Genomic DNA, 20,816 nt, shown 5'->3' on the forward strand with positions numbered 1-20,816 from the left:
TAAATACAATGCACTGCATGTGATTGCATGAGAGTGCATAAGATTGCACGAAAATGCAAAAGATTGCATGATGGTGCACGAGATGGCACAACTTTCACCTGTCGTTGTGGGGGCAGGATAGGTTTGGTGGGCCCACCAAACAGCCCAAATGGGCTTCCTGCTTATTCGCATGGCGGTGCCATGCTCAACAAAAGACCGAAGCTTATACAGTTAGGCCGTATCTGTAAGAATTTGAAAATGTGGAAGGGGCTGAGCGTAATACGACGATCTAGCCTATAAAGCCTAGCAGATTTTGATGCTCAATCATCGAGTGGAAGTGCAATTGGTTCGGAGCCCGTCGGGTGCGTTATGCTTTTAAATCGGATAAGGTTTTGTGTTCGCACAAAGTGCGGGAATAGTATCGTAGCCAAGAAGCAAGCAAGTGAATGTTCCCAGCAGTTCTGTAGTTGAATTCTGAACGGAAACGATGCGTAGCAACTTTGATTTTCTCGAAAAATTAGATAGCGATCTGTCCAATCTTGGGCGGCTTGCCGAAAGCTATTTCCAAGATGATCCTAGTACGAGCTTGATTAAACTTCGCCAGTTTGGCGAGCGGCTTACCAAACGGCATGCGGCTCAAATAGGCATCGAGATCCAGGAGAGCGATACACAGGCTGATCTGCTTCGTAAATTTAAGTACGAGCGTTCTGCACCAGATCGCGTCCTTGATGTGCTGCATCACATTAGAAAACTCGGAAATTCTGCTGTGCATGACGGACGCGGTGATCATCGTGAAGCCTTAGCATGCCTCAAGATGGCGGTGCAGCTCGGCGTTTGGCATGTGCGAGCTTCGACTGGCCAACGGAAATTTTCATCAGGTCCTTTTTTGCCGCCGAAAAATCCAGGCACCTCTGAGCCCGACCTGCAGGCCGAACTTGAGAGGCTTAGAGCAGAACGTAACGACGCGCTTACCTCGGCTCAAAAGGCAGAGGAAGAGAAACAAATAGCGCTACTCGCCGCTGAGACAGCAGAGGAACGCCATAAACGGGAAATCGAGGAACGGCAAACATGGGAAGCACTCGCACAGGATGCGGATCGACAACTCCAAAAGATCTCCGAACAGGCTAGCCATCAGTCATCGGCGGAACGCATCGCGTTCGCTCAAGCCGTCGACGAAGCGGCTGGGGCTGTTGTCTTGGACGAGCAATCCACACGTGCCTTGATCGATCAACAACTCCGGGACCGCGGATGGGAAGCCGACACCAGCAAAATTAAGTTTAGTACGGGAGTTCGTCCAACGAAGGGGCGTAACTTGGCAATCGCCGAGTGGCCTACCCAGTCGGGCCCAGCAGACTACGCACTTTTTGTTGGTGAGCAGTGCTTAGGCATTGTGGAGGCCAAAAGGTATCAAAAGAATATTTCTGCCGCTATTGATCAAGCTGAGCGCTATTCGAAAGGATTTGAATGGGAAGAGAACAAGACGGCGTGGGACAATGAGTATTTTGTACCGTTTGTTTTTTCCACAAATGGTCGGCCATATTTAAAGCAAGTAGAAACAGAAAGTGGCATTTGGTTCCGTGATGTTCGGTTGGCCAATAATCTCCGTCGTGCACTCATGGGTTGGTTCACGCCGGATGAATTAGTTTCCCAGTTAGAGGTAGAGAAAGAGCAGGCTCAGGCTGCGCTTGAGACCAGAAGCTTTGACTTTGGTTTTCAGCTTCGGCCCTATCAAAAAGAAGCGATCCAAGCCGTCGAAAAAACACTTGCTACCGAAAAGCGGGAAATGCTTGTTGCGATGGCAACCGGCACCGGCAAGACAAAACTCGCCATAGCTATGCTGTACCGGCTGCTCTCTACTAAACGGTTCCGCCGAATTTGCTTCGTGGTTGATCGCTCTGCACTAGGAACACAGACCAGCGACGAATTCATGAGCACTTCGATTGAGGGGCCAAAGACATTTGGCCAGCTTTTCGGGTTAAAGAACCTGTCTGACGTTAAGCCGGACCCCGAAACTCGCGTTCACATTTGCACAATTCAGGGGCTTGTGAAGCGAGTTCTGTATAACACTGACCCTGCAGACGTTCCACCAATTGGGCAGTACGACCTGATGGTCGTCGACGAGTGTCACAGAGGATACTTGTTGGACCGTGAGATGTCCGATGCAGAGTTAAGCTTCCGGGGGCAAGAGGACTATATCTCCAAGTACCGTAGGGTCTTGGAATACTTCGACGCTGTTAAGGTCGGCCTGACGGCGACGCCCGCACTCCACACCGCGCAGATATTTGGGGACCCAATATACACCTACTCATATCGAGAGGCGGTTGTTGACGGTTGGTTGATCGACCATGAACCCCCAATCCGCTTCCAGACGGCGCTCAGCAAGGCTGGTATTGTATTTAAAGCCGGGGACGACGTAGAGGTGATGGACAGCAAGACCGGTGAGATCGAGAACGTGATTGCGCCGGATGAGCTGGAGTTTCAGGTCGAGACATTCAACCGAAAGGTCATCACTCAACCTTTCAACCAGGTGGTGGCCGAAGAATTGGCCAAGCACATTGACCCTAGCCTGGAGGGTAAGACGCTGGTATTCGCTGTCACGGATGCTCATGCCGATACTGTCGTTCACGAATTGAAAAAGGCATTTGCGGAGCAGTATGGCTCTATCGAAGATGCTGCTATCCGCAAGATCACTGGTAGCGTCGATAAGGTTGGCAAGCTGATTAGGTCGTTTCGTAACGATGCCTTTCCTCAGATCGCCGTCACGGTGGACCTGCTGACAACCGGTATCGACGTGCCGAAAATCACCAATCTGGTTTTCATCCGCCGCGTCAACAGCCGAATTCTCTATGAGCAGATGCTTGGGCGTGCCACACGTCGCTGTGACGAAATCGGCAAGGATGTGTTCCGCATTTTCGATGCGGTTGACCTCTATGCTTCGTTGCAAGACCTCACACAAATGAAACCTGTTGCCAGCAACCCAAAGCTGACGTTTGAGCAGCTGTTTGACGAATTGGCGACAGTGACCGAACGGGATCAGCGCGAGCTTGTGCGTGACCAGATTCTAGCCAAATTGCACCGCAAGTTGCGTAAGCTGCCGAGCAAGGTGGCGGAGGCGATCCAGGAGCTCACGGGCGAAACCCCGGAAGATCTTCGCGATCGCCTCAAGAACAATACGTCCGATCAGGCTGCGGCCTATGCCAAAAAATTTGCGGGGGTGGGAAAGATACTTGATTGGAATCCCGACGGATCTGGCCCAAACTTGATTCCGATTTCCCACCACGAAGACAGCATGCACGCCGTTACCACCGGCTATGGCGACTTTGATAAGCCCGAGGATTTTCTCGACACCTTCACGTCATTCATAAAGAACAACCAGAACCGCATCGCGGCGCTTTCGGTTGTCGTGCAGCGCCCCCGTGAACTAACGCGGGCCGAATTGCGAAGTTTGCGGTTGGAGCTCGACAAGATGAGCTTCTCTGAGACGAACCTGCGTCGGGCCTGGAATGACGCCTCCAACGAAGACATTGCCGCGTCCATTATTGGCTTCGTCCGACAGGCCGCGTTGGGGGATCCTCTGATCCCTTTTGAAACCCGCGTTCAAACGGCAACCAAAGCGATATTGGCCAAGGCTAAGTGGACAGACCCTCAAAAAACTTGGCTCCGCCGCATCGCCGAACAAATTAGCAAGGAAATCGTGGTAGACCGTGACAGCATCGATCAAGGTACGTTTGCCGCTCAGGGCGGCTTCCACCGCCTGAATCGGGTGTTTAATGGTAAGCTCGAGAACATTCTCAGCGATTTCAACGAAGAACTCTGGAAAGCAAGTGCATGAATCCGAATACCACCGAAATCGTCGCTAAACTTTGGCGAGAATGCAAAACGCTGCAATCCGCTGGCGTGTCTTACTCAAACTATGTCAACGAGCTGACATATTTGCTTTTCCTGAAGATGCTTGAGGAGACCGGACAGGAGAATCGCCTGCCGAACGGACATTCATGGCGCAAGCTGGTCAGCACTGAGGGAGGCGATCAGTTGCGGTACTATAAAGAAATGCTGCTGGAGCTCGGTAACCCTGAAAAAACTAAAGATCCGGTGACGTTGGCGATTTTCACCGATGCGATGACACACCTGCGCTTACCTAAAGACCTCAAGACGCTGACCACAAACATCGACAAGCTTGATTGGTTCTCGGCGCGCGAGGACGGGCTGGGTGATCTTTATGAGGGGCTGCTGGAGAAAACAACTTCGGCTACCAAGTCCAAGGCTGGGCAATATTTTACACCTCGTGCACTGATCGATAGCATCATCCGTCTAGTTAAACCCCAACCGGGGGAGGTTATCCAGGATCCTGCAGCAGGTACCGGGGGATTTTTGATCGCCGCGGACCGTTACATCAAGGATGCCACCGACGATTTGTTCAAGCTGCCGGAGGCGAAGGCCCATTTCCAGCGTCACCAGGCTTTTGTTGGAAACGAATGGGTGCCGGATACTCACCGCTTGTGTGTCATGAATATGTTACTTCACGGGATCGAGAGTCTCGTTGGGTGCGAGGACAGCTGCGCTCCTCAGGGTGAAAACATGGGTAAAGCCGATGTGATCCTCACCAACCCGCCTTTCAATAAAATGTCGGGTAATGTAAACCGCCCCGATTTTACACTGACGGCAGGGGAACGCGTTGGTCCTATGCCTTTTCTTGAGCATGCGATCCGTCACCTAAAGAAAGGCGGGCGTTGCGCTATTGTTATGCCTGACAACATTCTTTTTGGTGATGGCGTCGGTACTGAATTGCGCCGATTCCTGATGGTGAATTGCAACTTGCACACCATTCTGAGGCTGCCAACGGGCATCTTTTATGCACAGGGCGTAAAGACCAATGTGCTCTTCTTCACGCGGGTGACAGATAAAATTTTCCCTGCAGATCATAAACAGCAGGCTACCAAGGCGGTCTGGTTCTATGACTTGCGCGCGAATATGCAATCCTTTGGCAAGACCAACGCCCTGACAGAACAACACTTCGCAGAATTCGAGAGCCTCTACGGCCCTGATACCCTTGGCGGTTCCGAAAGGAAGGAAGAGGGCGAGAATAGTCGTTGGCGGCATCTCACCCGCGAGCAAATCACAGAACGTGGCGACAACCTCGACTGGTCTTGGCTGCGTGATGAAAGCGGTGACCCTGAGGATGATATGACCGAGCCCAACGAAATTGCAGCCGCGATTATGGGCCACCTCCGGGCAGCGCTGGATGAAATCGAAGCGCTTAGCGAGGAACTAGATGAGACTACTGAAATCGAGGCCGCTGAATGAGCATAGGCTATACATTCGGGCGGACGATTCAACTCTTTCTGGTAGATGGGAAGCCTACCGGCCTGCGGAAGGCGACCATCCACGGCTGGACAGGCTTGCTGTTTGTTAGTGGGGCCTCAGCATTCGGAGACCTGACTGCAAGGGACGAGGTTGATCGGACGGGCGTTTATATTCTCTCCGGCCCCGACCCCGATAAGGCAGGTTCAACGAGGGTCTATATCGGCTCTGGCAATTCAGTTGCCGAACGGATCAAGCAAAGCGCCCTGAAGCGTGACTTCTGGGAAACGGCGATTACTGTCACCACCAGCGATGATGATCTGTCAAAGGGCCACGCCGAATTTCTTGAGGCGCGGCTGATCGAACAGACGTCGCAGGCGGGCCGCGTGACGCTGGACAATGGTACAAAACCCGACACCGGCCGCCGAAGATTGCCTGAGGCGGACGTGGCGAACATGGAGCAGTTCCTCGCGAATCTACAAATCATTCTGCCGGTGATCGGGCTCGATATGCTCAAGCCACAGCCACGCGCAGTGATGCAAACCGCCAAGCCGGTGGAAGAACGCACTACTGGCGATGTACAATTTGAAATCCGCCATAAGAGCGGGGTACAGGCCACGGCGGTAGAAGAAGACGGCGAATTCATTGTGCTGGAGGGCTCAGAGGCGCTGACCGGAACGGGGTATGTACAGCAGAGCTATGGTGGGCTGAAAGAAAAGCTGGTCGCCGAAGCTGTGTTGATCCCGAACGGCGCGGACAAGCTACTTTTTGCTAAGCCCTGGTCTTTCAAAAGTCCCTCAGCCGCAGCCGCGGTTGTTCTTGACCGCAACAGCAATGGACGGACTGAATGGAAGGTCAAAGGATCGAGGCAGACTTACCACGACTGGCAGCAGGTTCAGGCCGCTAAGCAGGAGGCTGTGGAATGAGCAAACTTCCTGAAGGCTGGGCTGAGGCAAAGATTCGAGATACTGTTGTAGACTACGAGACCGTCGACCCGCGAAAGTCGCCTGATCAGTCGTTCTTCTACGTCGATATTGGCGCGATAGATAACTCAGTTAAAAAAATTACTGCGCCGAAGGAATTTTCGGGGCGGGAAGCGCCATCCAGAGCGCGTCGAGTTATTAGGGCTAACGATGTCTTGTTCTCCACGGTCCGCACTTACCTGAAAAACGTCGCGCAAGTTCCTGAGCACCTTGATGGTCAGTTGACGTCGACAGGTATTTGTGTGTTGAGGGCAAACGAGATCACTGATCCTGGTTATCTTTTCCGTTGGGTTGGCTCTTCAGATTTTATTAATAAAATCTCCGAGGCGCAGGACGGTACGATGTATCCAGCCGTTCGTGATGAAGATGTTCTTAGCGGACCGATCCCACTTCCCCCGCTCCCCGAGCAACGACGGATTGTGCGGAAGCTCAACAGCTTCAGTGCCCAAACCGTTAATTCCCGCACTCATCTTACTGCCATCCAGCCGCTTATAGAGCGCTACAAGGTTTGTGTGTTAAGAATGGCGTTTAATGGTGAGCTGACCGCTAGCTACAGAGAAAATAAAGCCCAACTGCCAGCCGTGGACTTTGAGCTGTCCCCAACCCAGCTTAAAAAGTTGAAGCTCACCCAGCATCAGCTGCCTTCGGACAGGGCTCCATACCAAGTACCTGAAACGTGGCGGTGGATCGCTTTGCCCGCACTGGGTGAGTTAGCACGTGGAAAATCTAAGCATCGTCCGAGAAACGACAAAGCTTTATTTGGTGGTCCATACCCTTTCATTCAGACGGGGGATGTAAGCAATAGTAATGGGCGGATTGAGCGGTATTCCTCAACTTACAGCGAATTTGGGTTGTCGCAGAGCCGCCTTTGGCCTGCAGGTACGCTTTGCATTACAATTGCTGCCAACATTGCTGAAACGGGGATCCTCGGTTTTGACGGATGTTTCCCCGATAGTGTGGTTGGATTTATAGCTGACGAAGAGAAAACCTCGGCGTCTTTTGTCGAATACTTTATTCGCACAGTAAGAGAAGATCTCGAGGCGTTCGCACCGGGGGTGGCTCAGAAGAACATCAACTTAGCCACTCTGACGGGTATCTTTGTTCCTGTGCCGCCTATAGATGAACAACGCGAAATCGTCTACCAAATCGAAACTGCCTTTGCCAAGATAGACCGTCTTGCCGCCGAGGCCGAAAACGCGCTTAAACTAATAGATCGATTGGACGAACGTATTCTCGTCAATGCCTTCGCCGGCGAACTTGTTTTCCAAGATCCAAATGATGAGCCTGCCGAGGCATTGCTTGATCGCATCCGTGAAGCACGTGCCAAAGCCACCAAGAAAGAACGCCATCGACGCACGAAGGTAAATGTTATGAAGAAGAATCCCCGAGACCTCTTACTTGCCGATAGCGAAGAGTGGCCCGAAAATGGTTTGCCATTCGAAGAGGTGGCGAGAAGAGTTGTTCTCCCCTACGACGATCTGCGTGATGCGCTGTTTGGCCTTTTGGGTGAAGTCAAACCAAAGCTAGAGCAAGTCTTCGACAAGGACGAATCTTGTATGCATCTGAGGAGAGTTCCCCAATGAGGCTGCGATCTCTCAATATTGAAAAATCTGCAGCAGGCGGCGGCCTATTCGACGGTACGGAGATTTGGTTCGGCCGGGAAATAGACGGCAAAACGAACGAACCGCTTGCACCCTTATGCCTCATCGGACCGAACGGGGCAGGTAAGTCTCAATTCCTGCAGTTAATTGCCGAGATCTTTCAGGCCGCTTGGCATGCGCATGCGCCAAGTCAAGAACGGAGGAGTGCAAACGCACAGGTTCTTTTTGACCTGACGTATGTGATTCGTCCGAACGGGAAGGACAAGCTAGAGACAGTCCGACTTGTGAGGACGCTCAAAGGGAAGAAAACTGGGCCAATTGAACTTCATCTTGGGGAAGATGAGGTGATCGAGCCCAGCTCTGAAGAGTTCGGGCAATATCTACCGTCGATGATCATTGGCTATACTTCTGGTGACAATGAGACGCTGAGCTTGCCTTTTCTCGCCAGTCGAAGCGGATATGCCGACGACGTGGCGCGGGCGGCTCTGAGCGATAATGGCGAAGAATCCATCCCTGACAACCGATTGATGTTGATAGACTACGGAACCAATCTCGAAGTTCTATTTTCCAACCTGATACTTGGTTCCAAACATGTGCGAGACGAACTGCTCCGCCATGCGCAATTAAGCGATCTGGCTTCCTGCCGTTGTATCCTGCGTCTGGCGCATTCTGCGGTTCCAAGGGCGCCTAAGGCCCGCGTGGTGAAGTCGAAACGCAAAGGCATTCAACTTACCGAGGAGTTGGAGACCATCATCGATCGACTGCAACGTACGGCAACGTGTTGGCACTTTGACGAAAAGACTGAGACCTACACGTTTGATTTCTTCATCACGGAAGCGACCCGAGAGGCGTTCGCCTTTTTTTGGGAGGGGGCATTCTCTCTTTATAGATCATTGCACAAACTTGCCCTTCTGAATGATCTTGCGATCCCACGTGCAGCGCGCCATCGGTTGGACAAGGCAGTTAAGGAAAGACGTTTTGCATCGAGACTACCGGAGCCTCAGCAAGAGGACATGGTTTTCGGGTTCGATGAAGTTCGTTTTTGGCCGAAGGGGGAGAGTGCGGAGGCAGTAGATTATGTTTCGCTCTCAGATGGAGAGCATCAGCAGGCCTTGATCCTTGGTGTTTATGCCATGGTTGCGGACGCAAATGCCATCTTTCTGCTTGATGAGCCGGAATCGCACTTCAATCCAAAGTGGCGTGTTGAGTTTGTCCGGCGCTTAATGGATATGACGGGCAATCGAGGGAACCAAGAAGTCTTGTTGACGACACACGCGCCGTTTGTTCCGTCAGACATGCCACGCGACCAGGTCATGATTTTTTCGAGGAATGATGAAACTGGCAAAGTAGACGTGTCAGCACCACAGATTGAGACATTCGGAACCGCTTTCGACCGTATTCTTGAAACGTGCTTTGATATTCGCCCACCACATTCACACCTCGCCGAGGATGAGATTGAGCGATTGCTGAAATCGAAAAACTTGGCAGAAGTCGAAGCAGGCTTCAAAGAGCTAGGTCCATCAACAGGGAAAGCCCTTCTTGCCGATCATCTGCGTAAACTAAAAAATCAGGCGGTCTAATGCTATTTCCATACCCGCAAGAAGCTTTAGCGTCGAATTGGTTGAGCGCAGAAGTAATCACAATATTACGTGCGGGTATGGAGGCAATAAATAATGGTGATCTGCCCGAAGAATGGCCTAATTGCTTGCATGAAGAGCGACGATTGGTTCTTGAGACGCGCACTGGCCTAAAAGCCAAGCTTGAAGACTTCTTTACAGCTTACGAAAAACTCTCTGAAGACGAAAAAGCGACAGTATACGATGCACTTATGCGACAATCCGATCTACCAGGTGTCTATTCAGATCATAATCCTTGCCCGACTTCAGAAGACTTTCCTGAAGAAATTAAAGGGGTTACCAGACATCTATTTGACTACTTGTTTGATCTATTGACGGAGATAAAGGACGGTGAGAAGTGCCTAAGAGATATACAGTTTGATGTAATATACGACAGTGTAGACCATATATGCCCGTTTTGCGGTCTCAATTATTTTAGGGCTCCGGGAGCACCGCGGCATGCTCTTGACCACCTGATGAATAAACCACGATATCCATTTTCTGCTGCTGATCTACGCAACCTTCCCCCTACGTGCGACGAATGTAACGAAGATTATAAAGGTAGCGAAGATATTCTACACAGAGCAGATGGAACTAGGCGGCGATGCTCCGACCCATATTTAGGTCCCGTATTTGAAGTGCGTTTGAACGGAAGTCAGTTCTTTTCGGGTAATGAAGTGCGGGGGTGGACTTTGCCGCGTTGGGAAATTGAACTCGTCGGTGACGAAGTGGAGTGTGCGGAAACTTGGGATGCCGTATATCACATCAAAACCAGATATTCTCGAGACGTATTAGATGCCGACTTTCTCTCATGGGTGAAGCATTTTTCACGTTGGTACAAAAGAAGATTCGGTCAGAACACAACCTCAACTCAAGTTGCAGACAGGTTGCCGGAGTATATTGACTCCGTGATCCAAGATGGTTTTGCCGATCGCGCTTTCCTGAAGGCCGCAGCGTTTCGATTCGTACATATCTCCTGTAATGATCCAGTGATCGGAAACGATATCCGAGAGTGGTTGTGGAGCTTCGTTGAGTACTCAGCATAACGGTAAACGATAAGCTGCGTTATGTTGCCGCTAAATTGGCTACTGGCCAATGTTTGGGTTTGTTTTCCTGAGCTGAGTATTGTTTGGTTCATTTGAGCTTAGATCAATATCAGAATGCGATTTTCGTGTTTCGATAGTAGTTTTTTGGGCGAATGCAGGTTTGTTTGAAAGGATCCCTAGCATTTCTCGATGTGCGACCAGTAAGACCATGGCCAGTGGATCTTGGTGGGCCTCCATTAACAGAAACATTTTCCAGTTTCTCGAGGTTCGCATCGCCAGGCTGGGCAGCCGGTAGATGAGCTTCTGGGTGCTGAGATAACGACGCCAAAGGGCAGGGGTATATGGGTGCCGCAAGAGCGGGCGGGACTTGTAACGACGTTTAGACTTGTTCTGCGTTTTTTCTTGTCGTGCCTCAAACAGGCCAAACTGTTCTTCAAGCTTCTTCTTACTGCAAGATCGATCCAACTGGCTCGCTTTCATCGCCTGACCATCTGGGCTCATCAAAACCATTCCATTGCCACGCAGCTTGAGATTGATGTCATATCCGGCTAGCAATTCGTGCGCTTCCCGCCAGTTCTTGGCTTTTCCTAAACCTTCCAGTATCTCTTCACGATGCTTGAGCACATGCCGCTGGAATGATTCCTGCCAGGTATGGGCCTCATAGTTCCGTGCCGCAGGTGACAACTTGTTTGGATCTCGCTCTTTGCCATCGGTCATGCCGGGATCAATGGTGAGGCCGTACTTCTTCTCCATCTCGCGCGAGATCTTGGCGAGGATCTTAAAATCCCGATGCGGAGTGATGACCTTGAGCGTTTCCGGATGCACTTTGTTAAAGGCGATATGCATGTGGAAATTATCGGTATTGATGTGTGTTCCTGCCAACCGCTGATGACCGGAATAACCAAGTGCCTTGGCATATTCGGCCTCGATGGCCATCAGATCCTCTTTGGTCAGTTTGTCCTGTTCGCCAGAGCGGAAAGAAACGACAAGGTGATAGGTTTTATCGGCAATATCGGGCTTTTGACGACGAACCGCCTCGATCTCTAAAAGTGCTAGATCGAGATCCTCTATATTTGTGCCGGCATCGCAATTGCGGATCCAGAACTGATGCAGCTTTTCGCCTTTTTCCTCGGCAGCTGCGATATATTGGCCAAGACGGGTATAGTTGTCCGGGACACCAGATTTCTTGCCGATCCGGGTTGCAATCATGATTTGTCCTGCAGGTTCTTGCCAGGTTGAAGCTGCATCCGGATCTCACCAATGGCGGCTTTGAGCTCGGTCTGCGTCGCCTCGATATCGCGGTTTAGGCTATCGAACTTCTTCAAGAGATCAGCCGAGAGAGGCTCATCATGGGCCAGCTTGAACAGGTTGCCCAAGCGGGCCTGATCGGCATTGACCTTCAGAAGATCGCGAATACCTTGCCACGCGGCAAAATCACTGGCACTGGGCAGTCTGGCATTCATCAACAACCGTTTGAGCAGTTCCGAGCGTGACAGGCGCAGCTGGTGGGCAAGCTGATCGATCCGCGCTTTCTCTTCGTCGTTGAGATAGGTTTTGATAACGTGACGATCGGTGGCCATTTCTTGTTTCGCTATTGCTCAGAAGATCTTGTGGGAGAATCGCCCGGCAACATCTCGGCCCGGATACTCTCGGGAAGGGTGGCATCAAAACCGCCAACCAGATTGACGATACTGCGTGTAAAATCCGCGCCGAACTTGCGCTCATAGATCTCTTTGGCCATTGCGATGAGATGTGGCTCCCGCTTGTCGGGATTGCTGTAATTGATCAGGTTTGCAAAATACCTTGGATCAAAGGTGATGGTCTTGGCGAAGACCACATTGCGATCCCCATCGCAGACTTCAAACTCAATCATCTCAATCAGGCTGTCGTCTTCGGTCTTAAAGCGGTAATCGACAAAGCACCAGGTCACTTGGTAAAATTGATCACCTTCTGCGATCCGCCCTTTTTCATCGAAACGGGCATGAGGAATGCCCTCGGTGATCGACTGGCGCAGTTCGCCTTGTCCGTTACCGATTTTCTGACCGAAGATAGAGAGTCCTTTGGAGCGGTAGGCAAACATCCAGGGGATGTTGCGCAGGGTCGCATCGTGGAAGCGGTAGCCTTCTGCTTCAATCCAGTTTTCCAGCATGGTGACAGCAATTTTTGGTGAAATCCAAATGCCGGTCTCTTTACGGATGACGTAAATCACACGGTCAAACTGAGTGAGAACGATAGCAAGTATCTGAAGGCTTATTCCGCTCTCTCCACGTTTCTCGCCGCTGCCTTTACTCTTGTTCTTTCTGATGTAGGGGCACCAGTCAAAAATGTCTTCTTCGAACTCAAAGCCTGGGATCCTCCTCTCCGAGTGGCGTCCGTAGGGACGGTCGGTGTGAGGAAGTTCTTCATAAAGACCAATGATCTGGATCGGATTGTCACAGGCCGGGCATACGGCATACTCACGTTGTTTGTTACCAGAGACCTGATACCAAGGCTCAAGTTTTCTGGTGTCGCGTTCAAAGGCCGTCCGCTCGATGTCTTTCTCCTCAATCGTACCTGCTTGCAATTTATAGACGTGCATTATCAGATCTCCCGGCGACTGTCTCACGGATGGAAGAGCCTATGTTATAATGGTTTATGACGTTATTCCACCATGTGGCTCCCAATCTGGGGACGGACGCCTTCTGCTCGGCAAGGTAGAGGCATTTCAGCAGGGTGGGAAGATCAAGCGAGAAGGTATGCTCGCCTGCCTGCAGGGCGAAGACAACTGCCGGGCCACAAGCGTTGCAATCAAGGTCCTGAGCCCCTTTAAAAGTGGCGCGCTTTTCAAAAATGTTCTTCACATGCTTTTCGGTCATGAGGTGTTCTCCGGGTAAAACAGCAAATAGGAAAGAGGTGCCGGTGGTGTACATTGCGCCACCGGCATTCGGGGATCAGACGGCCAAGTTGGCGGTCTGCTGCTCGCGTCCCCGTGTTCTGGTTTTGGCCCTCGGTTTGATCATGCCGAGCTGTTCGGTGACAAAGCGTTTCAACGCCTCAATCCCGCGTTCCCGATGGATGTCGTTAAAGTCGGTCAGGCCCTTAGCCTTTTCCTCATCACTCAGATCCGGACGCAGAATCTTCGCCCCGGTCAGCTCAGATGCCCGTTCAGCTCCCTTGATCCCGGCATTTATCTGTTTGGCGTGATCGTCATCGGCGGCAATTACCAGGGCGCGATCCGGATGCTTTTTGTGAAGGGCCTCAGCCACGGGGGCGAGATTGCCAGAATCAAGCGCAACCACGACGGTCAGCCCGCTGGCCATATGCAGGCTTTGACCGGTGGAATAGCCCTCAGAAATGATCATCGGGCCTTTGGGATCGCCTTCGATCACATGCATCAGGCCGCGCTTCTTGCCGTCCTTGAGATACATCTTGGTACCATCACGATGGATGGTTTGGATGTTCTCGATAAAGCCTTTGTCATTGGCCATCGGCATCAGAAGATTGCCCGATTGATCGATGCGCAGAACCCCGGCGTACACCTGTTTGTTTTGCAAATATGGGTGATTGCTCGGCGCTGGTTCAGCGTTCTGGAATATTCCGTAGGCGCGTTTGGCCACTGCGCGATATTGCGCACGCAGTTCCTGTTCCTGGGCCGCCTTGCGGGCAGCAGCTTCGGTTCTGGCCTGTTCCAGTTCTTTCGGATCGACCTTGGTGACGGTCGCCACCCATTTGACCGGATCCTGTCCGGATTTGTAATTGGTGATGTTGCCTGCCGGAAGACCTTCGAGAAATCCGCGATAGGAGCCGCTTTTCTGGCCCTTGCGGTCTCCTTCGACGGCAACCCGATGCCATTTGCCATCCATAGTCGGCGGTCCATCAAGGATCAGACCGTTTTCCTTCAGCGCCTGGGCAAATTCCTGTTCCGGACTGATTTTAGGCTCAGTCGCCTTGGCTTTGGTTTCCTGCCAGCGTTTGAAGGGCGCAAGCTCCATATCGTCGCGGGCGTACCATGCCTTGGCTCGACGATCCCATTTTGCCCCGAGTGCCTTGGCTTCATCCTTCTCACTGAACGGCACATTGAGATAGATGCGCTTGCGTTCGGTGTTGGTGTCCTGGTTGGGAGCCTGTGACATTTCATCACTCATGGCATTTTCCTTCTGTCGTTCAACAGCCGGGTTGTGGGCGATGGTTTTGGCTTGTTCTTTGGCTTTCACCGGGATCAGGCTTTGACGCAGATCTGGCTCCATGATCCAGGTGCGGATGTTCTCTGCATCCCGCGCAGCGGTGAACAGCGCATTGCGGTCTTCCTTGATCGCTTTCATCCAAGAGCCAACATAGGCCGCATGGCGTTCCGGATAATGGCCAAGGCCAAGCTCAGTGGTTAGCATGTAGCTTGCGATCTCGGCCCGCAGTTCTTCCTTGGCGTAAACTTCCGACCCAAACGGCCCGAATTCGCGGGCCATGCGTGTGCTGTGGCCGGTGGCATGGCCAAGCTCATGCAGAGCGGTTGCGTAATATTCATACTGGCCTTTGAAAGCCGCCTGATGGGGCATGTGGATCTGATCAGTTGAGGACCGATAAAACGCCCGGTCATTCTGATCATGGAAGATCGGCACATTGCCCTGCTTGAGGATTTGTTCGGCCCGTTCAACCGGGCTGAAGGTCGGCTCTGGCGCGATGTAGGGGGCAAGACCATCGATCTGTTCGGCATTGAAGACGACCGCATGAAACACCCGTGGCCGGTCCAGCCGCACGTCGCGGGTTTTCGCAACACCCTTTTCGTCGAGGACCGGCTTGCCGTTGTCATCGAGCACTTTCTCGCGCTCGGACCATTTCCAGTATTCGATCACGGTGCCTTTTTCACCCTTGCGGACTTGCGCGTCCTGGGCCGCCGCCTGACGATAGGTCATCCAGCGCGGATCTGAGCGGCTGCGCATTTCAAGCCAAAGGGCATTAATGCCGCGATAATCCTTGCCGGAAACCGGATTGAATGGCGCTATGCGGACCTTTCCCGGTTCCCATGGCTTTTGCCAGGGCGCAGTGCCCGCTTCGATATGGCCTAGCAGCTCTTCGACCACCTGATCGCGATAACTTTTCTTATCAGCCATGGTTCGCACCCTCCGCATCAGCAGTCGGATTGATGCCGTCAAAATGACTGTCAAGCGCGTCATCAGCGGAAAGCGCGTCTTCGGAGAATGCGCCCATGGCCTCGGCAATGTCCGGATCGACGGGGACCGGGCCAATCTGGCTTTCGGCATTGATCATGGAAGAGGCCAGCGCGAGATAGTCCTGGTCACGGAGGGCTGTAGAGGAGGCAGTGGTGCTAGGTGTGTTTGGTGACTTCATGGTTTGGTTCCTTTGAGAGAGGCGGGAGGCATGGAAGAGAGGGCCATTTGGGGCGGCGTCATTTGCGAACGGCGGGAAAGCTCGCGATCAAGGAAGTAGAGTTTTTGGCGGCCAAGAATGGGCGGAAGACCGGCGACAAAGATCAGGGCATCGCCGGGGACCGGTTTGCGGCCCTCGGTATCAATGATCTGCAGGCGCATGCATTCATCAGGGGTCAAAAGTGGGCGTGAGGTTTCAGCGAGATTGTCCGACACCGATCCGAGATCGCCCATGCGCCCGGAGTGTGAGCGGCGCTTTTGCACGATGGTTGCCTTGCCGGTCATATCCGAGAGCAGCTTGGCGGTTTCGAGCTTGTTTGGCGTGAAGGCGACCCGGATCTTGCAGTTGGCCATGATCGACTCATCACGCCCGTAATGCTTGAAGAGCTGTTCGGTGTTCTGAACAATGATCATGGCTTTGAGGCCGTAGCCCGCCATGAAGGCCAGTGATTCCTCGAAGATTTCCAGCTTGCCAATGGAGGTGAACTCATCAAGCATCAGAAGCAGGCGGTGTTTGTATCCGGCGACTGTCTGGCCAGATCCAAACTCCATGCGTTCGGTCAGACGACGCATAAAGAGATTGAGGATGATGCGCAGCAGAGGACGCAAGCGATCCTTGTCGGCAGGTGAAACGACAAGGAAGAGTGCCATTGGCGCATCACCATTCATCAAATCATGAAGGCGGAAGTTGCTGGTTGCGGTATTCCGCGCAATGATCGGATCGGCAAAGACCGTCAACTGCGTTTTGGCGGTCGAATGAACCCCGGAGCGTTCCTGCGGGGCCTTGATCATCATGCTGTTGGCCCCGCGCCGGACTTCCTTATTTACGTGGGCTTTGCCATGATCAAAGGCGGCCATTTCAGCAAGGATATGCTCGAAATTGTCATCGACCTGTTCTGACTGGCCGTCTTCGCTTGGTTGTCCGGTGATGCCGGAGAGAAAGATGTTCACATCATCAAAGCAGGCGATCCGGTTTTCATCTAGCCTTACCCGATAGATGACGTGAAGCAGCACGACCGAGAGCCAGCCCCAGCCTTCTTCGCGCCAGTAATTCCCCGACATGCCTTTGCCATCCGGATCAATGATCATCGCGGCAATGTTCTGACAGTCGGCAATATCCTGTTCGCTATCGATCCGAACTTCGGCCAACGGATTAAACCGTGCCGAGCCAGAAGGTGCGGCAGGCTCAAACCGCAATACCCTGTGACCAATGCTTGCAAGCCAGCCGCCGGTCTTGGCAAAGTTCTCGCCCTTGATATCAAGACAAAGAATGCTTTCGCGCCAACTGAGCAAGGTCGACAGGATCAGGCTGACACCCTTGCCGGTACGGGTTGGTGCCCAGACCAGGACATGCTCCGGCCCGTCATGGCGCAATTCTCGCACCCGGCCAAACCATGAGGGCCAGCCACCGATCACAACCCCGTCCTTGCGAAACAGCCGGGCTTTCTCGAGATCCTTCAGCTTTGCCCAGTGGGCTGAGCCATGTAACTCATCGCCCTTGCGGTTGCCTTTGAGCGTGCTGTTATTTGCGCGAGCGGCCAGCGCCAGCACGCCGAACATGCAAAGCAGCCCAGTAATGCCGATCCAAAGAGCGGGATAGAGCATTTCATCAGGAAGACCAGCCGGATGGGTGGCGGCATCGAGCGACCATTGCCACCAACGCAGATCCAGTGCGTCAAAGCCAACAGCCAGATGCCATTGCCAGAGAATGGCAGAGATCATCCCAAGCAGGATGAGGGGAAGAGAGAGGCGGTAAAGAGCTGTCATCACACCACCTCCTTGCCGTCTTTAAGCACGTAGCGGTCATTGCGCGGCTCCCAGATATCGGTGATCCGCCGCCAGCCGTCGGCATTGCGTTTGATCTGAACAACAACATCAACCAGTTCGGCCAGAAACTCCGGCACACGCGGCATGGTCTCACCGGCCCAGGCAATGTTCTGATCGAACTTGCGGTGAATGGCTTGCCAGGGGCTTTCGGCATGGATGGTGCACATAAAGCCTGTGACCCCGGAATTAAGGGCTGCCAGTGCAGCAAAGGCGTTCTGGGTACTGATCTCACCAAACAGGATATGATCCGGTGTGATCCGCATCAGATGATCATAGATCTCGCGCCAGCCGACCATGCCGCTACCCGTTCCGGCCTCTCGGGCAGCAATCAAACCATTGCCATCCCAGAACTGCTCGATATGCAGTTCCGGAGTGTCCTCGATGGCCAGCACGCGCCGTGCTGGATCAATGGTGGCGAGCAACATATTGAGCAAGGTCGTCTTGCCTGTGTTGGTCGCGCCACTGATGATCATGTTGGCGTCATTCGCTACCTTATCGATCAGATAGTCGCGGATGGCTGGTGTCACGCCAGCCTGTTCCCAAGAGGGCGTGAAGGGATGCTTGCAGCGGATCGCGAGGCTCAGATGCGACCTGACCGATGCACCAGCGAGGATCTCGCAGCGGTGATTGCCCGGCAGGATGCAGGAGAGCTTTGGGTTGTCATCGGGATTGAACTTCAGGCCTCGCTGGTTGGCGAGGCTGATCGCAATACGTTCGATGGCAGCCAGTGTAAGAGCAGGATCTTCGATCTCGCGCTTGCCTTCCCCGCGCCGTTCGGTGACGACGCGGTGCGGGCGGTTCATGCGAATTTCGACGGTAGAGAGATCGCCATAATAGGTGGCGAGAGGCCCAAGGATCTTTTCAAACAGGGGATTGGGGGAAAGGGCGTTCATTGCAGCCACCCCCAATTCCCAAGGCAGGCGGATTTCACGCCATTCGTATGAGATGGGTAAGACCAGCCCGAAGAGGGAAATCCGACGCGGACATAGCCTTGGAAACTTCCATCTGCATCTGATCCCTGATTGTAGTATTTGGCTCTGACCGGGGAATAGGCATTGTACGTTGTGCAGGTGTTAGAGGCCGTGCCGATAACTTCACCATCTTCACGAATGGTCTTGCGTGTTCCGACTGAGCTTGTACTGGAGCAGTGATAAGCAGCGTCATAAACGTGCGCATAGTTTTCAAACACACCACATGGACCGCTGGATTTGTTCGAAGAAACCGGGTTTTCAAACCGTCCATGCGTTACAGCAGCCCACGTAAATTCATTGTAGCATTTGTTCCCGAGACTGAGCGGGTCGGCTTCACCAATGACGACTTTGTGCACCGAGCCGTCCGGGCGGTCATAGGATTGCACCAAGTCCCGAGCGTCAAAGCGCGTGCAGCCTTCATAAAAATGCTCGCCGTTTGTTGCAGGCGCTTCGCCTGAATAGACATAGGCAGTTTGCGGTTCGCCCGGCAGAACTTCACTGGTCTTGATGTTGAAGCGCCCCCTTGGAGTGCCTTCGATATAGACCGTAGTCAGGCGGTAGGCGAACAACTGGTCATCATGGTTTTGCCAGCCGGTGGTTTCGACCTGATGTGGATAGGCAACCTCGCTATCCTGGCATTCGGTGACATATTGCGGAACGCCATCAAGCTGGTAGTAGAACCGCTCGCGGCCATAGCTGGTACCTGCTGCTAGATCGTGGTTCCAGAGTGAGGGATTGTCACAGCCATCGATGGTGGACTGAATGGCGATATTGGCGCTGTCGGGTTTGCATTCGGTGATGAATTGCTCAACGCCATTGACCACGATCTGCTTTCGGCTTTGGCGCGTCACTGTGCCTGCTGCCTGATTAATGATCGGTGCACAGACTTCCTGACCGGCAGCGTTCTTGTAAACCGTTTCGTGCGGGTACTCCGTGCCATTGTCCGAGCAGGCATCTGCCTGCCAGGTTGTGCCGTTCAGCTCATAGATATGGCGACCGGTCTGATAGGAGCGACCAGCGGCAAAATCATGCCGGATTGAGCAGCCATCGGTGACAGAGAGCAGCGGAACAGCCGCCAACTCTTCAGACGGTTCGCAGCTTCTGACCTGGACTTCATTGTTACTCGCATTGACATAGACAAGTGATGCCTGCGGGACGGCCATCATTTCGTTGTAATCAAGATAGACCGAGCAGGCCGAGGTCTTCTCTGTGATGTCAAAGACCTTGTCTTCATCCTTCAGGCAGTCAGTAACTTCCTGCCGATTACCGCCGCCATCGGTGTAATAAAGCAGGTACTGCGCGACTGCCTGACGGGTTTCCATATCGACGGTATCGCCGCAAACTGAATAGCTGCGATCCAGCGGATAGCGATCTGCACCATCCTCACAGGCTCCAGCACTCACATTGCCGTCTTCGGTGGTTTCGACCCGACTTTGCTGGACAGCAACGAGCTGTGCCAGGTCAACGCGAATGTTGCAGCCTTCTGTTGTGACACGCACGGTCGGTGTGCTGGTATCTTCCTCAACATCAAGAGCCGCTGGTGTAGAATAGCCTGCCGCATCGGCATTCTTTGATGCATTCGATCCGACATTGTTTGAGGCACCGGTATCAGCCTCAGTGCTTTCGGTTTCCTTTTCTTCCTTGTCGTCCTCATCCTCGACATCATTCAAGCGCTGCAGAGCGGCAAGCAGAGTTTCCTGATTGCCCTCGATGGTGACAGGAGACGCCGGATCGAGCTCGGGGCTGTCCATATTAAATTGGGCGACAAAATCGTTTGAATCGAGCGGTTCGGATCTGCCGTCTTTTTCAACGCCGGTCAGCACCAATTGGGCGATCAAATTGTCTTCAAAGGTGACATAGCGGGCATAAGCCTTGGCAGTGACACCTTCGGTCAGTTTGGGTGGCGCACCAGGGACGTCGACCAAGCCAAGGTCGATGGCCATCGGCTCATTCTCAGACACGGCGGTGCGGGTTTTGGCACGGGTGACGATATTGACCTTGCGCACCATTTCCTCGATACCGGGCTCGGCTTGCGAGGTGGTGGTAGTTGGCTCGGCCAATTGCGCCAGTGCGGGTGAGACAAGACAGGACGACAGGAGCAAACACCAAAGGGTTCGTTTGTTCATGCT

The 20,816-nt window shown here is 53.0% G+C and carries 15 protein-coding genes; 6 read left to right on the forward strand and 9 right to left on the reverse strand.

From position 1 onward, the window contains the following. Positions 1-466 precede the first annotated feature (466 nt). The 6 genes from hsdR to ACXAF0_RS08240 are packed head-to-tail and all read left to right on the forward strand — an operon-like array spanning position 467 to position 10,526. Complete coding sequence (hsdR, locus tag ACXAF0_RS08215) at positions 467-3,811, forward strand: type I restriction-modification system endonuclease (RefSeq protein ID WP_475345399.1); 3,345 nt, start codon at positions 467-469, stop codon at positions 3,809-3,811. Next, positions 3,808-5,283, forward strand: a complete 1,476-nt coding sequence (locus ACXAF0_RS08220) for a class I SAM-dependent DNA methyltransferase (protein ID WP_475345400.1) — start codon at positions 3,808-3,810, stop codon at positions 5,281-5,283. Before hsdR ends, ACXAF0_RS08220 begins: the two co-directional genes overlap by 4 nt. Beyond that, positions 5,280-6,206, forward strand: a complete 927-nt coding sequence (locus ACXAF0_RS08225; protein ID WP_475345401.1) for a GIY-YIG nuclease family protein — start codon at positions 5,280-5,282, stop codon at positions 6,204-6,206. Before ACXAF0_RS08220 ends, ACXAF0_RS08225 begins: the two co-directional genes overlap by 4 nt. Then, complete coding sequence (locus tag ACXAF0_RS08230) at positions 6,203-7,846, forward strand: restriction endonuclease subunit S (protein WP_475345402.1); 1,644 nt, start codon at positions 6,203-6,205, stop codon at positions 7,844-7,846. The genes ACXAF0_RS08225 and ACXAF0_RS08230 overlap by 4 nt, the downstream gene beginning before the upstream one ends. Beyond that, positions 7,843-9,444: a restriction system-associated AAA family ATPase gene (locus tag ACXAF0_RS08235; RefSeq protein WP_475345403.1), complete on the forward strand. Its 1,602-nt coding sequence runs from the start codon at positions 7,843-7,845 to the stop codon at positions 9,442-9,444. The genes ACXAF0_RS08230 and ACXAF0_RS08235 overlap by 4 nt, the downstream gene beginning before the upstream one ends. Next, positions 9,444-10,526: a hypothetical protein gene (locus ACXAF0_RS08240; RefSeq protein WP_475345404.1), complete on the forward strand. Its 1,083-nt coding sequence runs from the start codon at positions 9,444-9,446 to the stop codon at positions 10,524-10,526. Before ACXAF0_RS08235 ends, ACXAF0_RS08240 begins: the two co-directional genes overlap by 1 nt. Positions 10,527-10,565: 39 nt before the next feature. Here ACXAF0_RS08240 and traI read toward each other — a convergent pair whose 3' ends face one another. The 9 genes from traI to ACXAF0_RS08285 all read right to left on the reverse strand — a co-directional run bounded on the left by traI (position 10,566) and on the right by ACXAF0_RS08285 (position 20,813). Continuing rightward, positions 10,566-11,735, reverse strand: a complete 1,170-nt coding sequence (traI, locus tag ACXAF0_RS08245; RefSeq protein ID WP_475345405.1) for a TraI/MobA(P) family conjugative relaxase — start codon at positions 11,733-11,735, stop codon at positions 10,566-10,568. Continuing rightward, entirely contained in the window at positions 11,732-12,106 is a 375-nt protein-coding gene (locus ACXAF0_RS08250) for a plasmid mobilization protein (protein ID WP_475345406.1), read from the reverse strand. The genes traI and ACXAF0_RS08250 overlap by 4 nt, the downstream gene beginning before the upstream one ends. A gap of 11 nt (positions 12,107-12,117) precedes the next feature. Continuing rightward, positions 12,118-13,104: a hypothetical protein gene (locus ACXAF0_RS08255; protein WP_475345407.1), complete on the reverse strand. Its 987-nt coding sequence runs from the start codon at positions 13,102-13,104 to the stop codon at positions 12,118-12,120. After that, positions 13,091-13,381, reverse strand: coding sequence for a hypothetical protein (locus ACXAF0_RS08260; protein ID WP_475345408.1), 291 nt, complete (start codon positions 13,379-13,381; stop codon positions 13,091-13,093). The genes ACXAF0_RS08255 and ACXAF0_RS08260 overlap by 14 nt, the downstream gene beginning before the upstream one ends. A 75-nt stretch (positions 13,382-13,456) precedes the next feature. Continuing rightward, positions 13,457-15,613: a zincin-like metallopeptidase domain-containing protein gene (locus ACXAF0_RS08265; RefSeq protein ID WP_475345409.1), complete on the reverse strand. Its 2,157-nt coding sequence runs from the start codon at positions 15,611-15,613 to the stop codon at positions 13,457-13,459. Next, positions 15,606-15,851 (reverse strand): hypothetical protein, encoded by a 246-nt coding sequence (locus ACXAF0_RS08270; protein ID WP_475345410.1) that lies wholly within the window; start codon positions 15,849-15,851, stop codon positions 15,606-15,608. The genes ACXAF0_RS08265 and ACXAF0_RS08270 overlap by 8 nt, the downstream gene beginning before the upstream one ends. Then, positions 15,848-17,656 carry a type IV secretory system conjugative DNA transfer family protein gene (locus ACXAF0_RS08275; RefSeq protein WP_475345411.1) on the reverse strand — a complete coding sequence of 603 codons (1,809 nt, stop codon included), beginning with the start codon at positions 17,654-17,656 and terminating at the stop codon, positions 15,848-15,850. Before ACXAF0_RS08275 ends, ACXAF0_RS08270 begins: the two co-directional genes overlap by 4 nt. After that, positions 17,656-18,609 (reverse strand): ATPase, T2SS/T4P/T4SS family, encoded by a 954-nt coding sequence (locus tag ACXAF0_RS08280; protein ID WP_475345412.1) that lies wholly within the window; start codon positions 18,607-18,609, stop codon positions 17,656-17,658. Before ACXAF0_RS08280 ends, ACXAF0_RS08275 begins: the two co-directional genes overlap by 1 nt. Continuing rightward, positions 18,606-20,813, reverse strand: coding sequence for a hypothetical protein (locus ACXAF0_RS08285; RefSeq protein ID WP_475345413.1), 2,208 nt, complete (start codon positions 20,811-20,813; stop codon positions 18,606-18,608). The genes ACXAF0_RS08280 and ACXAF0_RS08285 overlap by 4 nt, the downstream gene beginning before the upstream one ends. Positions 20,814-20,816 lie beyond the last annotated feature (3 nt).

The organism is Thalassospira sp. ABD4_177 (genome assembly GCF_056160125.1).

Coding starts and splice junctions, on each gene's coding strand:
- ACXAF0_RS08275 (WP_475345411.1), bottom strand. CDS start 17,656: ATGACAGCTCTTTACCGCCTCTCTCTTCCCCTCATCCTGCTTGGGATG.
- ACXAF0_RS08255 (WP_475345407.1), bottom strand. CDS start 13,104: ATGCACGTCTATAAATTGCAAGCAGGTACGATTGAGGAGAAAGACATC.
- ACXAF0_RS08235 (WP_475345403.1), top strand. CDS start 7,843: ATGAGGCTGCGATCTCTCAATATTGAAAAATCTGCAGCAGGCGGCGGC.
- ACXAF0_RS08280 (WP_475345412.1), bottom strand. CDS start 18,609: ATGAACGCCCTTTCCCCCAATCCCCTGTTTGAAAAGATCCTTGGGCCT.
- ACXAF0_RS08230 (WP_475345402.1), top strand. CDS start 6,203: ATGAGCAAACTTCCTGAAGGCTGGGCTGAGGCAAAGATTCGAGATACT.
- ACXAF0_RS08250 (WP_475345406.1), bottom strand. CDS start 12,106: ATGGCCACCGATCGTCACGTTATCAAAACCTATCTCAACGACGAAGAG.
- hsdR (WP_475345399.1), top strand. CDS start 467: ATGCGTAGCAACTTTGATTTTCTCGAAAAATTAGATAGCGATCTGTCC.
- ACXAF0_RS08285 (WP_475345413.1), bottom strand. CDS start 20,813: ATGAACAAACGAACCCTTTGGTGTTTGCTCCTGTCGTCCTGTCTTGTC.
- ACXAF0_RS08270 (WP_475345410.1), bottom strand. CDS start 15,851: ATGAAGTCACCAAACACACCTAGCACCACTGCCTCCTCTACAGCCCTC.
- traI (WP_475345405.1), bottom strand. CDS start 11,735: ATGATTGCAACCCGGATCGGCAAGAAATCTGGTGTCCCGGACAACTAT.
- ACXAF0_RS08240 (WP_475345404.1), top strand. CDS start 9,444: ATGCTATTTCCATACCCGCAAGAAGCTTTAGCGTCGAATTGGTTGAGC.
- ACXAF0_RS08260 (WP_475345408.1), bottom strand. CDS start 13,381: ATGACCGAAAAGCATGTGAAGAACATTTTTGAAAAGCGCGCCACTTTT.
- ACXAF0_RS08220 (WP_475345400.1), top strand. CDS start 3,808: ATGAATCCGAATACCACCGAAATCGTCGCTAAACTTTGGCGAGAATGC.
- ACXAF0_RS08225 (WP_475345401.1), top strand. CDS start 5,280: ATGAGCATAGGCTATACATTCGGGCGGACGATTCAACTCTTTCTGGTA.
- ACXAF0_RS08265 (WP_475345409.1), bottom strand. CDS start 15,613: ATGGCTGATAAGAAAAGTTATCGCGATCAGGTGGTCGAAGAGCTGCTA.